This window comes from Paenarthrobacter sp. TAF1 (assembly GCF_052113825.1).
Classification (GTDB): domain Bacteria; phylum Actinomycetota; class Actinomycetes; order Actinomycetales; family Micrococcaceae; genus Arthrobacter; species Arthrobacter nicotinovorans.
Genome location: NZ_JBFRDO010000005.1, coordinates 24236 through 37658, shown reverse-complemented (window position 1 = coordinate 37658; position 13423 = coordinate 24236). Strand labels below are relative to the sequence as shown.

At 63.1% G+C, this 13423-nt stretch carries 11 protein-coding genes and 2 tRNA genes; 8 read left to right on the top strand and 5 right to left on the bottom strand.

Annotation, left to right across the window (positions count from 1 at the left end):
- Positions 1–22 precede the first annotated feature (22 nt).
- The 5 genes from dusB (at position 23) to AB4Y81_RS08465 (ending at position 4832) form a co-directional block, all read left to right on the top strand.
- Positions 23–1204: a tRNA dihydrouridine synthase DusB gene (dusB, locus tag AB4Y81_RS08485; RefSeq protein WP_441995665.1), complete on the top strand. Its 1182-nt coding sequence runs from the start codon at positions 23–25 to the stop codon at positions 1202–1204.
- A gap of 64 nt (positions 1205–1268) precedes the next feature.
- Positions 1269–2585, top strand: coding sequence for a deoxyguanosinetriphosphate triphosphohydrolase (locus AB4Y81_RS08480; protein ID WP_018777470.1), 1317 nt, complete (start codon positions 1269–1271; stop codon positions 2583–2585).
- A gap of 49 nt (positions 2586–2634) precedes the next feature.
- Positions 2635–4518: a DNA primase gene (dnaG, locus tag AB4Y81_RS08475; protein WP_441995664.1), complete on the top strand. Its 1884-nt coding sequence runs from the start codon at positions 2635–2637 to the stop codon at positions 4516–4518.
- A gap of 53 nt (positions 4519–4571) precedes the next feature.
- A tRNA-Asn gene (locus tag AB4Y81_RS08470) sits at positions 4572–4644 on the top strand.
- Between the two features lie 115 nt (positions 4645–4759).
- Positions 4760–4832 (top strand) — tRNA-Asn (locus tag AB4Y81_RS08465).
- Between the two features lie 46 nt (positions 4833–4878).
- Here the strand turns inward: AB4Y81_RS08465 and AB4Y81_RS08460 are convergent.
- The 5 genes from AB4Y81_RS08460 to AB4Y81_RS08440 all read right to left on the bottom strand — a co-directional run bounded on the left by AB4Y81_RS08460 (position 4879) and on the right by AB4Y81_RS08440 (position 10731).
- Complete coding sequence (locus AB4Y81_RS08460) at positions 4879–5286, bottom strand: hypothetical protein (RefSeq protein ID WP_039240465.1); 408 nt, start codon at positions 5284–5286, stop codon at positions 4879–4881.
- Between the two features lie 41 nt (positions 5287–5327).
- Entirely contained in the window at positions 5328–6611 is a 1284-nt protein-coding gene (locus AB4Y81_RS08455) for an alpha/beta hydrolase (RefSeq protein WP_055975100.1), read from the bottom strand.
- 22 nt (positions 6612–6633) lie between these two features.
- A complete protein-coding gene (locus AB4Y81_RS08450) occupies positions 6634–9132 on the bottom strand; it encodes a bifunctional lysylphosphatidylglycerol flippase/synthetase MprF (RefSeq protein WP_441995663.1) in 2499 nt (832 codons plus the stop codon).
- Positions 9133–9287: 155 nt separating this feature from the next.
- A complete protein-coding gene (locus tag AB4Y81_RS08445; protein WP_018777475.1) occupies positions 9288–9467 on the bottom strand; it encodes a glycine zipper domain-containing protein in 180 nt (59 codons plus the stop codon).
- A 34-nt stretch (positions 9468–9501) separates the two neighbouring features.
- Positions 9502–10731: a multidrug effflux MFS transporter gene (locus AB4Y81_RS08440; RefSeq protein ID WP_189075823.1), complete on the bottom strand. Its 1230-nt coding sequence runs from the start codon at positions 10729–10731 to the stop codon at positions 9502–9504.
- A gap of 171 nt (positions 10732–10902) precedes the next feature.
- On the opposite strand from AB4Y81_RS08440, the gene AB4Y81_RS08435 reads away from it, so the two are divergent.
- From AB4Y81_RS08435 to AB4Y81_RS08425, 3 genes are read left to right on the top strand one after another with little or no spacing between them, the layout of a single operon-like run.
- Positions 10903–11751, top strand: coding sequence for a phage holin family protein (locus AB4Y81_RS08435; RefSeq protein WP_055975109.1), 849 nt, complete (start codon positions 10903–10905; stop codon positions 11749–11751).
- 44 nt (positions 11752–11795) lie between these two features.
- Entirely contained in the window at positions 11796–12419 is a 624-nt protein-coding gene (locus AB4Y81_RS08430) for a CDP-alcohol phosphatidyltransferase family protein (protein WP_055975112.1), read from the top strand.
- The gene (locus tag AB4Y81_RS08425; protein WP_039240471.1) at positions 12419–13324 is read left to right on the top strand and encodes a DMT family transporter; all 906 of its coding nucleotides are present in this window, start codon (positions 12419–12421) and stop codon (positions 13322–13324) included. The genes AB4Y81_RS08430 and AB4Y81_RS08425 overlap by 1 nt, the downstream gene beginning before the upstream one ends.
- Positions 13325–13423: the final 99 nt, after the last annotated feature.

Sequence of the window (13423 nt, the reverse complement as noted above, 5' to 3'; positions counted from 1 at the left end):
CCTGCTTTGCAACAATGGATAGGTGACTGTAGTAGCAACGCCTCCCGCACCAAAGCTTGAGCTCCCGCCCCTGAAGCTCGGCGGGATTACCGTGGACACCCCGGTAATCCTTGCGCCGATGGCCGGAATCACCAACTCCGCCTTCCGCAGGCTCTGCCGTGAATACGGTGGCGGCTTGTACGTGGCCGAGATGGTGACCTCGCGTGCCTTGGTGGAGCGGACGCCGGAATCGCTGCGCATCATCTCCCATGACGAGGACGAGAAAGTCCGCTCCGTCCAGCTCTATGGCGTGGACCCCGTAACCGTAGGCGCAGCGGTGCGGATGCTCGTGGACGAGGACCGCGCCGACCACATCGACCTCAACTTCGGCTGCCCCGTCCCCAAGGTCACCCGCCGCGGGGGAGGGTCCGCGCTGCCGTGGAAGATCGACCTCTTCACCTCGATCGTGCAGACCGCGGTCAAGGAAGCCTCCAAGGGCGGAATCCCGCTGACCATCAAGATGCGCAAAGGCATCGACGATGACCACCTGACCTACCTGGAGGCAGGACGCATCGCCCGTGACTCCGGAGTTGCCGCAGTGGCACTCCATGGTCGGACGGCTGCACAGTTCTATTCCGGCCAGGCCGACTGGTCCGCGATCGCCCGCCTCCGCGAGGCCCTCCCTGACATCCCGGTGCTCGGCAACGGCGATATCTGGTCCGCTGAAGACGCTGTCCGGCTGGTGCGCGAAACCGGCGTCGACGGTGTTGTCGTCGGCCGTGGGTGCCAGGGCCGTCCCTGGCTGTTCGGCGATCTCCAGGCTGCTTTCGAAGGCAGCGACCAGCGGCACCGGCCCGGGCTGCGCGAGGTTGCCGAGGGCGTCTACCGTCACGCGGAACTGATGGTGGAGACCTTCGGGAACGACGAATACAAGGCTCTCCGCGAGATCCGCAAGCACATGGCCTGGTACTTCAAGGGCTACGTGGTGGGCGGGGAGCTGCGGGCGAAACTTGCCACAGTGCCCACCCTGGAGGTCCTTCGGGAATTGCTCAACGAACTGGACATGGATCTTCCTTATCCGGGCGTCGATTCCGAGGGCCCCCGGGGGCGTGCCGGATCCCCGAAAAAGCCGGCGCTGCCCAAGGACTGGCTGGACAGCCGTCAGCTGAACGCTGAACAGAGCGCGGATATCTCCGCAGCGGAGCTGGACGTTTCGGGCGGTTAGCCTCACACGTGTAAGACTGGCTCAAGAAGCTCCACACCCCGGCGCTTGAAGGAGGCAGATACCCATGGGAACCGAAGCAATGCTTGGCCACGATGCAGCAAGCCACGATTTTGTGCTGGCCATCCCCGGATACGCCGAGGCAGACTCTGCCCGGTGGGTTGAAGAGCCGCGCAAGAGCAACTACCGCTCCGACTTTGAACGGGACCGCGCCAGGGTCCTGCATTCCTCCGCGCTGCGACGCCTGGGCGCCAAAACACAGGTCGTGGCCCCAGATACCGATGACTTTGTCCGCACCCGGCTCACGCACAGCCTCGAGGTAGCGCAGGTAGGCCGCGAACTGGGCCGTTCGCTGGGTTGCGATCCCGATGTCGTGGACACCGCTTGCCTGAGCCACGATCTTGGCCACCCTCCGTTCGGCCACAACGGCGAATCCGCATTGAACGAAGTGGCTCACACGATCGGCGGTTTCGAAGGCAACGCCCAGACGCTTCGGTTGCTGACCCGCCTCGAACCCAAGGTGCTCGCTGCGGACGGCAGGCCGGCAGGGCTTAACCTGACCCGCGCGAGCCTGGACGCCGCCTCCAAATACCCGTGGTCCGCCGTCGACGCCCCCGTGATCCATGGCCACCGCACCAGCAAGTTCGGCGCATACGAAGACGACCTTCCCGTATTTGAGTGGCTGCGCGAGGGCGCGCCCGGCAACCGCTCCTGCATCGAGGCGCAGGTGATGGATCTGGCCGATGACATCTCGTACTCGGTGCACGATGTGGAAGATGCGATCGTTGCCGGCCACTTCCAGCTGAAGTGGATGGAGAACCCTGACCATCGGGCCCGGGTGGTGGGCTACACCAAGCAGTGGTACCTCCCGCACAACGACCCCGCCGAAATTGATGCTGCCCTTGCCCGGCTCGAGGCCACCAAGGTCTGGGTCCGGGAAGCTGACGGCAGCCGCAAGTCGATGGCGGCGCTGAAGGACATGACCAGCCAGTTGATCGGCAGGTTTTGCCAGAGTGCCATGGAAACAACGCGGGCGCATTTCGGACCGGCCAACCTCACCCGTTATGACGCCGAACTCATGGTCCCCGAGGAGACCGTGACGGAGATCGCGGTGCTCAAGGGATTGGCCACCACCTTCGTCATCTCCACGGACCACCGGCAGCCTGTCTACGAACGCCAACGCGAAGTGCTGCACGCGCTCGTGGGCGTCTTGAACGCCACAGGCGACCGCCACCTGGAGCCGATGTTCGCCGCCGACTGGAGGGACGCCGTCGACGACGGTGCCCGCCTGCGCGTCGTCATCGACCAGGTGGCGTCCTTGACGGATGTCTCTGCCCTGGCCATGTACGAGCGTCTGGTGGGCAGCCTCCCGTCGCTTTGGTGAGGCGCGCCCGGGAGCCGGGCGGTTTGGTCGATGCGACTAGGATGGACACGTGGCTGGCCTGATCAAACGTGAAGATATCGACGAAGTACGCCAGCGCACGGACATCAAGGAAGTCGTTGACGGATACGTCACACTCAAAGGTGCCGGACTGGGCAGTTTCAAAGGCCTGTGCCCTTTCCACGACGAACGTTCCCCCTCCTTCACCGTCCGCCCGCAGGTGGGCAGGTACCACTGCTTCGGCTGCGGCGAGGATGGCGACGCCATTTCCTTCGTCCAGAAGATGGATCACAGTTCCTTCCACGAAGCCGTGGAAAAGCTCGCGGCCAGGATCGGTTACGAGCTGCGGTACGAAGACGGCGGGACGGGTCCCAGCCGCGAGGAAGTGGGCAAGCGCCAGCGCCTGCTGGACGCCCACAAGATCGCCGATGAGTTCTTCCGCGCACAGCTTCTGACCCCCGGAGCTGCGGAAGGCCGTAACTTCCTGGATGGCCGCGGGTTCGACCGTGCTGCCGCCGAACACTTCGGAGTGGGATACGCGCCACAAGGCTGGGACGCGTTGTTGAAGCACCTGCGCGGACGCGGCTTCACGGATGCTGAGTTGAAGCTCACTGGAATGTTTTCAGAAGGCAATCGCGGCATCTACGACCGCTTCCGCGGCCGGCTGATCTGGCCTATCCGGGACATCGCGGGGGACACCATCGGTTTTGGTGCGCGCAAGCTCTACGAAGACGACCAGGGCCCAAAATACCTGAACACCCCGGAGACCACGCTCTACAAGAAATCCCAGGTCCTCTACGGCATCGATCTCGCCAAACGGAACATCGCCAAGGAGCGCCAGCTGGTAGTGGTGGAGGGGTACACGGACGTGATGGCCTGCCACCTTGCAGGGATCACGACGGCGGTAGCCACCTGCGGTACAGCCTTCGGTACCGAACACATCAAGGTGGCCCGGCGGCTGCTTTCCGACGACGGCAGCGGGGGAGAGGTCATTTTCACCTTCGACGGTGATGCTGCCGGCCAGAAGGCCGCTCTCAGGGCGTTCGAGGAGGACCAGCGGTTCACGGCCCAGACCTACGTGGCTGTCGAGCCTTCCGGTGCCGATCCCTGTGACCTTCGCCAGCTCAAAGGTGATGCCGCGGTGCGCGAGCTCATCGGCACCCGGAAACCGCTCTTCGAATTCGCCATCAGGGCCACCTTGCGGCGGCACAACCTGGACACCGTGGAGGGCCGCGTAGCAGCGCTCCGTGAGGCTTCTCCGGTGGTGGCGCAGATCAGGGACTCAGCCACAAGGCCCGAGTACACGCGGAACCTTGCCGGCTGGCTGGGCATGCCCATCGAGGAAGTCAGCCGATACGTTGGCGCGGCTGCTAAACGGGGGACAAGCGGCAGCAATCCTGCAGGCAGCGGCGAGCAAGCAGCGGCCGCGGCAGCACCGCCGTCGGGCGGTCCGGTGTTCAACCGTCCCAACCCCCGCGACCCCGTAGCGGGGATGGAACGCCAAGCACTCGAGGTGGTGCTTCAGGATCCCGCAGTGCTCGGTGGAGTGGCGTGGGACCGCTTTGCGGCTACGATGTTCGCCACGCCGGCCTATGCTGCCGTCCATGCGGCGATCCGCGCCACTGGGCTCGGCCATACGGCAGACCCGGTGTCATGGGTGGAGCAGATCCGGCAGGAAGTACCCGAACCCCYGCGCAATCTGGTGTCCGAACTTGCTGTGACACCACTGCCCGCCAGCACCCCGGAAGCGATGCAACGGTATTGCCGGGATATCCTGGCCCGACTCTTCGAGCTTCAGATCACCCGCATCAAGGCCGACAAGATGGGGCAGCTCCAACGGCTCGACGCTGCCTCCCAGCCTGAGGAATTCCAGCGGCTGAACCGTGAGTTGATGCAACTCGAAATGGAACGCCGGGCGCTGCGCTCGGACGGCTGAGATCCTCGATTTCGTTTTCCGGCAGCCCCCTGTTAAGCTAGTAACCGCTTCATTCCTCCGTAGCTCAATTGGCAGAGCATTCGACTGTTAATCGAAGGGTTACTGGTTCAAGTCCAGTCGGAGGAGCGCACAATACCCCCGTTCCGGTTCGCCGGAGCGGGGGTATTTTTATACCCCCAGGGGGTACCGCCGACCGATTTCACATCCGGTAAAACCTTTGCTAAAGTCATAACCGCTTCATTCCTCCGTAGCTCAATTGGCAGAGCATTCGACTGTTAATCGAAGGGTTACTGGTTCAAGTCCAGTCGGAGGAGCACAAGGACCCCGTACCCGCCTAATGGCTGGTGCGGGGTCTGCTTTTTAAACGAAATCCATCTCCACCTGGAGGAAGCGCGCGGCTTCCGCCACAGCCGCCATGAACGAGTCCTGCTCGGTGGGAGGGGTCCTGGGCTCACGCGGATGCCACTCATGCGGCGCCGAGTAGACTCTCGTGAAACCGCCGCCCGGAGGGGCATAGAAAATCCCGAACCTTTGGACCGGCCACTCCGGCGAGGTCTCCGGAGCGACCAACAGTGCGGCATCCGTTTCGGGGTTGTACCACTGGGCTATGGGCCGTCGCCGGTCGTCCGTGAAGAGTCCACCCGCGTACAAAGCGGCCGACGGCGGACTGGTCACCGAGCACAGGCGCTCCCACCACAGCGGGAGGATGCGGTCATCCTTGCGCTGCCACGGTGCCGGTAACGGGTTCAGCTCTTGCCAATGTGGCACATCTCAATTTTATCGCCGGTGGGTGGCCGCGAAAAGAGCTTCTAGCGGGACAGCCCCAGGCGCGGGTACAGCACTTCGAAGCCCTTCTCCAGGCCTGCGTTCAATGCCAGGCCCACGTGTCCGCCGTTGGGTACCTCGTAGTACGTCACTTTCATTCCGGACGCCTGCGCCGCCGCGGACACGGCTTTCGCGGCGGCCACGTAGGTGGGGTCGTCCGAGCCGGCAGTGAACACGGCAGTTGTGTCGGGGAACTGTTTGCCCTTCATGATGTTGATGGGCTTTTGGGCATCATAGGCGGCTTGGTTACCGCCAAAGATCCCGGCCAGGTTCTCCGCGGGGTCCTCTGCGCCGGGGAACTCCTCGCCTGAGATGTCCACCACGTTGCCCCACATTCCGGGGTACTTGACGGCGAAGGAGATGGCGCATTGGCCGCCGTTGGAATAACCGGCGATGGTCCAGTGGTCCCTGTCCGGAAGGATGCTCAAGTTGTCCTTGGCCCAGTTCACCACGTCCTGGTTGATGTACTTCTCGACGTTTCCGTACTTAGGGGTGTCCAGGCACAGGGTGTCATCCTGGTCCGGGCCGATCTGGTCGGCGACGATCGCAATGGGGGCCAGTCCATTGTTTTTTGCAGCGAACTCGTCTAGGGCGGCGGAGACGTACTGCGGATCGGGGAGGCCCGGCTGGCCCATCATGAGGACGAACAGGGGAAGCCTCGGTGGATTGGCAGTCAGGGCAGCCGGTGGAAGGTAGATACCGGCCGGGCGCGCGTCGAAACCCGACACCGTGGCCGGGATGACTTGGGTCCCCACCTTGCCTTTCGAGGGCATGTTGGCGGGCGGAGTCCAGTGCTGCCACAAGGGTCCGGCCGGAATGGACGCATCCGGGTCCGGCTTGTTCAGTTCAATGACGTCCTCGGTTGAGATCCCCAGGGCCGAACCCAGGGTGTTGTTCAGTCCGAACTCGGCGTTGATTTGCAGGGCGGAGACAGTGACGAAGACGGGGACCGAGATGATGGCCACCACTTTCCGCCAGCGCGCGCTGTGGAGAAAACTCACCGCGACCAACCCCAAAGCGGCGAAGCAGCTGATCGACCAGAACCATACCCGCGGGGTCAGTCCCACGTGAAAGACGTCCAGCACGTCCTCCACGATCCACACGGTGAACCACCCCACCAGCCCTGCCACCACAATGGCGCTCATCGCCGTGAGGACCCAGCGGGCAGACGGCCGGAGGAAGAGCACCAGGAAGAACCCGACGGCGATGATCCCGGCGATCGTCAGGACTACGGGGCTGCTGATTTCGAGTTTCAGGACATCGTTCATGGACGCACCGCCGGATGACCGGTCATGCGGCAGGCTCCCGGGCCACCATCTGCCTCAACAAACCARCGCTTTGTGCGGGCGAGAGCCCGGGCAGGTAGGCCGAGCCGACCGCCAGTCCGATCGATGGCAAGGCCAGGGGGTCCTGGTAGTACATGTACAAGGTCCGGTGCTCGGGTTGGAACCTTGACTTGAAGGCAGCCAATGATTTGAAGCCGTACATCGGCTCCAGGGCATTTCCCAACAGGGCCAGGACGCGGTCCAGGGTGCTTCGGTCACCTTCCGCGCCTCCGGTCCCCGCATTGGCCAATGGAGAGCCTGAGAGGGAGATCTGCGGAACTTGCTCCTTGAAGTGCGTCACGGCTGAGGCGATCAGGAATTCCATGACGCCCTTGAAGCCTGTTGTGCGGCGCCTCATGAAGTCGAGGGTCCAACCGGAGATCTCGCCGTTGCTGAAAACGGGAAGCCAGCTGGTCACCCCGTGGACCAGGCCGTCGTCGTCCACCGCCACGCAGCAGAGAACTTCGGGATCCTTGAGTTCGTTCAAGCCGCCTAAGGTGAATCCCATCTCGGGTAGGGCCTTGTCAGCCACCCACTCCTCGGAAATCTCAGCCAGTTGGGCCCTGATGCCCGGCGGCATGATGCCGTAGTGGTACCAGAGGTCCTTGATGGACAGCTTCTCAGCGCGGTTCAGCGCAGTGCGGACGTTCTGCCACTCTTTGCCCTTGAATGTCATTGCCTGGACGTTGAGAAGTGTTTCCTCCGCGACCTCCAGTTTCCTGAAGCCGTAGGGGAGTAGCGGGCCATCCAGCCCGGAGTCGGCGGAATAGAAACATGGGACCAATCCCAATGCCGAACAGTGCGCCACAAAACCAAGCGCTGCCTCGTCATGGTGGCCGGCATCGCCGTAGGGACCGGCGACGGTCAACGCCACCCCGTTGTGGACCTGGTAGGCGACGCCGGCCTTCCTGTCCGGAGTGAACCAGTACTGGTTGTTGTCCCACAATGCCATCCAGGACAAGGTGCCACCGCCCTGGTGCAGCAGCTCGCGGGTGTGGCCGAGATCGGCAGCAGGGTCGGTGGCGATCATCCTGAAGCGGCGGAAGTTGTTGAGGACCAGGACCAGGATGAGAAGCCAGATGACGTCTCCTCCCAGGCCGTACAGCACAGTGCTCAGCAGCCCCTGGGGCAGCGCCACAACGAACGGGACGGGGAAGGGCACCAGGATGTGCGTCAGCTGTCCGGCGAGGTCCCACAGGGTTGACTGGCCCGGGTTGCCCTCCAGGAACCAGAACGCCACGTAGAGGGCCACTGAAGTCACGGCCAGGATCAAGGCAGCCCGGCCGAGGGCGCGGTATCCGGCGTCGCTGGACTCCACCCTGAACCTGTGCCGGTTTGCCAGCAGCAGTGCCACGATGATGATTGGCGCCAGGAGCGCGGGGACCACGTACAGGAGGAGGTAGCCGAAATCGTCGTCGCCCATGGTGACATCCGGGTCGCTGATGTATTGGACAATCGCCAGGACGGTCACCGCAGCCAGATACACCTGGATGATCAGTGTCAGCCGATAAGCCAGGCGGCGACCGCGTCGCAGGCCTTCGGCGCAGACCAGCAAGAGCAGGACAGGGATCACCGTCAGGATGGCCGCACCAAAGCTCCGGACACCAACGATGTTTTGCAGGGCCACGCAGTTCGCTTCGTTCCTGCAGGCCTCCTGAACCTCATCGACGTCGGGGCTGGCCTGGAGCATGACCTCGGAGACCACCGAGAGCGGGCCCACCTCCCAGGTGCCCGTCAGTTGGGTCAGCAGAGGCCCCAGGGCGAAGACGCCCACCACCGTGCCGACCAGGAAACGCGTCTCACGGAGGCTGGAGGCACTGAACGATCCGCCGCTCTTGTGAAGGACCACGGAGTGCGCGGCCCAGCCGGCGACGATTCCGATCACTGCGCCGGCGAGGGCCTGCAATGTTTGGGCCACTCCAACGAAGAGGGCGAACATCAGAGCCGCAGCGAGCAACCACGTCCGGAGGCGACGCCGCCACAGCGAGTCAAGTGCCGCCGTCGAAAATCCCAGGGCAGCCGCGGCTCCGCCGTAAGCGCCCACCGCGTACTCCCCGCCGAGGAAGCTCAGCCATTGGTCGCTGTTGTCGGTACCGAAAGCCACCAGCGCGACCAGCACCAGTGCGCTGAGGGCGGAGCCGGCGATGAAGGCAGCCAGGGCCAGCCACGGGCCCATGACCCTTTCGGCAATACCGACCCCCAGCAGGATCGCTGCGGTGCACGCCAGGTAGTCGAGAAGCGAGGAACCGAAGAACGTTGACGTGAAGACCGACCACCACGGCCCGGGTTCCACGGCCAAGCCAAGCCCCACCTGCTCCAGAAGTGCTTCGGGAGGACCGTTAAGGACGCTTCCCGTCGCCAGTGCCAAAACCCAGAGGACCACCACCAAGGCAAGCGTCAGCGGCAAACTCCGCACGGTTGCCAGGCCCCGTAGGGTGCCACGAAATCCGACCGCCGTGCTCATGTGATGTCCCCTTCACCGGTTAGGCACCGGTAACACCGGCTGGCCACCATTCTGCCCTGCGGCAGGGCTTTAGGGGAGGCTTTGAAACGTTCGACGCCGGAGGGTCGGCAAGAGCCGCCGCTTAGTCACGGTTCCTGCCTGGTCACGATTCCTGCCTAGTCACGGTTCCATGGTCCAGGATTGACCCGGTACAGAACCGCGGCGCCGATCACGGCACCGAGCAACGCGCCGAAAACCGCGCTTCCTGCAGCGCGGCCGATGAGTGCCCCGGCCACCGCGCCCAGCATCGCACCGAGAAAGAGGCCCCTGCCATTACGGTGCGGTTTGTTCGTCATAGTGACAGCCTACGGTGCGGTTGATGGATGGCAGCTAGTGGATGGAGGGCACGGTCCGTGGCCGCACAACCAACCAAAGTGCGGTCATGGAACCCGTGATGCAGACGGCCATCACAGCTCCCATGGGGACGGCGGAGGTGACCCCCAGCCAGCCGACCACCGGAGGAACGATGCCCGCCATCATGAACTGTGAAGCGCCAAGGAGGGAGGCCGCCGTGCCGGCTTGTGCGCCGTGGTTGGCCAGGGACAACACCTGGACGCACGGAAACATAAACCCGGTGGCGCAGATGTAGAACCACAGGGGAATCAAGGTGCCCCACAGCCCCACGTGGAACAGATCAAGCACGACGATCACAAGGGACATGCACAACATGAACAGCGTTGCTCCGGCCACAATCCACTGCGGGGCTACGCGCCGGATCAAGCGGGAACTGATCTGGACACCGGCCACGATGCCCAATGAATTGATGCCGAACAGGATGCCGTATTCCTGGGGGGAGAAGCCGTAGACCTTCTGGAAGAGGAAGGTGGACGCGGACAAATAGGCGAACAGGCCGCCGAAGTTGAGGCTGCCCACCAGCACCATGCCCACGAAAATCCGGTCCGTAAGTACCTTCTTGTAGCGCTGTCCGACCGTCACGGTGGACTTGCCGCGCTGTTCGGCAGGCAAGGTCTCCCGGATAAAGAAGATGGAGGCGATGATGACCAGCAGGCCGTAGCACGCCAGGAAGTAGAAAATCCCGGGCCAGGGAAAGACAAGGAGCAGTTGTGACCCGATCACCGGAGCCAGGATGGGCGCGAGCCCGTTGACCAGTGACATGCGGGAGAACATCCGCACCATGGAGTAGCCGTGGAAAAGGTCCCTGACCATTGCCATGGCCACCACGCCACCTCCGGCCGCCCCGATTCCCATGAGGACACGGAAAACGGAAAGCATGCCGATGTCGGTTGCCAGCGCAGCGCCCAGGGAAGAGCCAATATGCACGGCTGTGGCCAGGATCAGCGGCAGCCTGCGGCCTACCTTGTCGCTGAACGGTCCCACCACCAACTGGCCAAGGCCGAAGCCGACGGTTGTTCCGGTCAGGGTGAGCTGGATTGCCGCTTCCGAGACGTTGAAACTTGATTCCAGGGCCGGGAACGCGGGGAGGTAGAGATCGATGGTGAAGGGACCCAAGGCCGTCAAGGCGCCCAGGAGGAGAATGTAGACAAGCTTTTCGCGTCGGCTCAGGGAATCGCCCGGGGCAATGGGAGGGGTCACGATCATCTATCCTATGGCCCGGATCATATTTATTGCTGCTATGACGGGCGCGCCGGAGCGTGGCCCCGAAAGTTCAGCAGGAACCTGAATGATAGCTTTGAGGACAGGTGTCCGCGGCGGAGTTTTCCGCTGCGTTCGCCCGACACGATGCCAAGAGGAAGCAGTTAGGCGGAACCCATGAGTGGACGTCACACCGGCCGGACCAGTCAAGGACCAGCCATTCGTACTTTGCCGAAGACCCTCAAGCTCGTTGCACGCTTGGCCCCACGGCAAATCAATGATGAGATCGCCCTTGCCAAGGTGGAACTCAAACGCAAGGCCACACAGCTTGGCGTGGCCGGCGCCTTTTTCGGTGTTGCCCTCGTCTTCATGGCGCTGCTGGTCATTGCACTGGTGGTGGCAGCCATTCTGGGCCTGGCCACCATCATGCCCGGCTGGCTCGCGGCTCTGCTCGTCTCAGCGTTTTTCCTTGTGGTTGTCGCCATCGCATCGCTGATCGGCATCGCCAAGTTCAAGAAGGCCATGCCGTTGGTCCCCGAGGACACCATCCGGGGCATCAAGCATGACCTCGGGATCGCCAAGGAAGGCTCAGCGTTCGACGAGTCGATCCTCGACCCGAACTCGCCTGCCGCGAAGGCCGCCAAAGCCGAAAAGGAAGCCGCAGCTGAGAAGGCCAAGGCCGAAAAGGCAGCAAAGGAAGCTGCCAAGGAAGCCGATGCCGTCAAGGCGCCCACGGAAGCCGAGCTTCGCTCCCGCTTGAAGAGGCGCCGCGAACACCTGACGGGTGTCCGCGATGAGCTGGGTGAACAGCTGGACGTCAAAAAGCAGGGCCAGGCCTTGCTCGAGAGCGCCAACGTCAGGTTCCAGGAGGGCAAGGAATTCGCTGCCGCGAAGTTCGCCGACCTCGGCGATTCAGTTCCCCAAAGCGTCAGCGAGCGGATGGCCGCGCACTGGAAAGACCTTGCAGCTTTCGCCACCGCCGCGGTGGTCTTCGTGGTTGCGCTGAGGAAGCTGCTGAAGAAATAGCAGGTTTCTGAGCACCGGATACTGAACACGAGGAAGGGGGACACATGAGGCTGATCGGTGCTGGTTCGCACCCGGATCGTCCGCAGGTCGACCATGACCTCATCTTCACTGTCCCCAATATCCTCACCGTCCTGCGTTTCATGGGCGTGCCTCTCTTTGTCTGGCTCGTGCTCTCCGAACAGGAGTACGGGTTCGCGGTCCTGGTGCTCGTCGTCATGGGCAGCACGGACTGGGTGGACGGCTACATCGCCAGGCGGTTCGACCAGACCTCCAAGTTGGGCAGGATCCTGGATCCGATGGCCGACCGGGCCGCCCTCCTGGCCGTGGCTTTCACTTTGGCGATTGCCGGCGTCGTGCAGTGGTGGTATCTGGCGGCGCTTCTGGTCCCTGACGCGATCCTGGCGATCGCATCGTTGATCTATTTCCGGAGCCACCCGGATCTTCCCGTGAGCATCGTCGGGAAAATCCGCACCGCCCTGCTGCTGGTGGGCACGCCATTGCTCGTCCTGTCCAAACTGCCCATACCCTTGACTGACGTGTATTTCGTGGCGGCGTGGACGTTCCTGGGCCTGGGCCTGGTGGGCCACTGGATTGCGGCATACAACTACTTCTGGGCCATCCTGCGAAAAGGAAAAGAATTGAAAACCGACGACGGCGGACTCGGCTGATGGTCTGGCTGGCGGTTTGCCTGGCGGTACTTGGGGCCTTCTTCCTCGCCATCGGCGCCCAGCGGCAGGGGAGCGCGGTGAAAGCCGATACGGGTGGCCTGGCGCTGAGCTCCAATGGCTTCCTGCGGCTCCTGCGGAATCCGCGCTGGATGCTGGGCCTGCTGTTCCTTGCCTTGGGCATGGTGATGAATGCCATTGCATTGGTGTCTGCGCCCTTGACGGTGGTGCAACCGATCGGCGCCATTGCGCTGGTCATCACCACGGTGGTCAATGCCAAAGACCAAGGACTGAGCATCAACCGGGCAACAGTTGTGGCGATCAGCGCCTGTGTCACCGGTTCCGCGCTGTTTGTATTGCTGGCCGTGTTCGTCACACAGGAAAATCACCACGTCAGCGGTGACGATGAGCTGACGATCGTGCTGCTCCTTGCCCTGGCCGTCGGTATTTTCGGCACCCTGGCCGTCTTGTTCAAACACCGGATGAGCGCCTTCATTTACATCCTGGGCGCAGGCGTCCTGTTCGGTTTCGTGGCCGTACTGACCCGGATTATCGGCAAGCACTTGCTCGATCCCAACGGACTCTTCCTGCTCAACGTCCAGTGGTACACGCTGATAGCCATCGTTGCTGCAGGTGGCCTGGGTTCATGGTTTGTCCAGAGTGCGTACTCTGGTGGACCGCCGGACCTCGTGATCGCGGGATTGACTGTGATTGACCCGATGGTGGGCATTGCGATCGGCATCGTCATCCTTGGTGAGCTTCGTCCCGATGTCCACGCCGTGATGGCGATCGCCATGGCAGCGGCCGCTACGCTTGCTATCGTGGGGGTTATTGCCCTAAGCAGGCACCATCCGGAAGTCACCAAGCGCAAAAAGGACGCGAAGGCGGCTGCCAGCCGGAAGGCCTAGGGCAGATCTTTACCTTGCGCCACCGCTTTTGCGGGCGGCAACCCGGCGACACCGCAGCATTGCCACAAGCAGTGCTGTCCGCACCGTGACCATCAGGAG

What these genes read in the sequence shown, in the direction of transcription:
- AB4Y81_RS08480 (WP_018777470.1), top strand. Translation starts at nt 1,269, where the DNA reads ATGGGAACCGAAGCAATGCTTGGCCACGATGCAGCAAGCCACGATTTT.
- AB4Y81_RS08455 (WP_055975100.1), bottom strand. Translation starts at nt 6,611, where the DNA reads ATGAACGATGTCCTGAAACTCGAAATCAGCAGCCCCGTAGTCCTGACG.
- AB4Y81_RS08445 (WP_018777475.1), bottom strand. Translation starts at nt 9,467, where the DNA reads ATGACGAACAAACCGCACCGTAATGGCAGGGGCCTCTTTCTCGGTGCG.
- AB4Y81_RS08440 (WP_189075823.1), bottom strand. Translation starts at nt 10,731, where the DNA reads ATGATCGTGACCCCTCCCATTGCCCCGGGCGATTCCCTGAGCCGACGC.
- AB4Y81_RS08435 (WP_055975109.1), top strand. Translation starts at nt 10,903, where the DNA reads ATGAGTGGACGTCACACCGGCCGGACCAGTCAAGGACCAGCCATTCGT.
- AB4Y81_RS08430 (WP_055975112.1), top strand. Translation starts at nt 11,796, where the DNA reads ATGAGGCTGATCGGTGCTGGTTCGCACCCGGATCGTCCGCAGGTCGAC.
- AB4Y81_RS08425 (WP_039240471.1), top strand. Translation starts at nt 12,419, where the DNA reads ATGGTCTGGCTGGCGGTTTGCCTGGCGGTACTTGGGGCCTTCTTCCTC.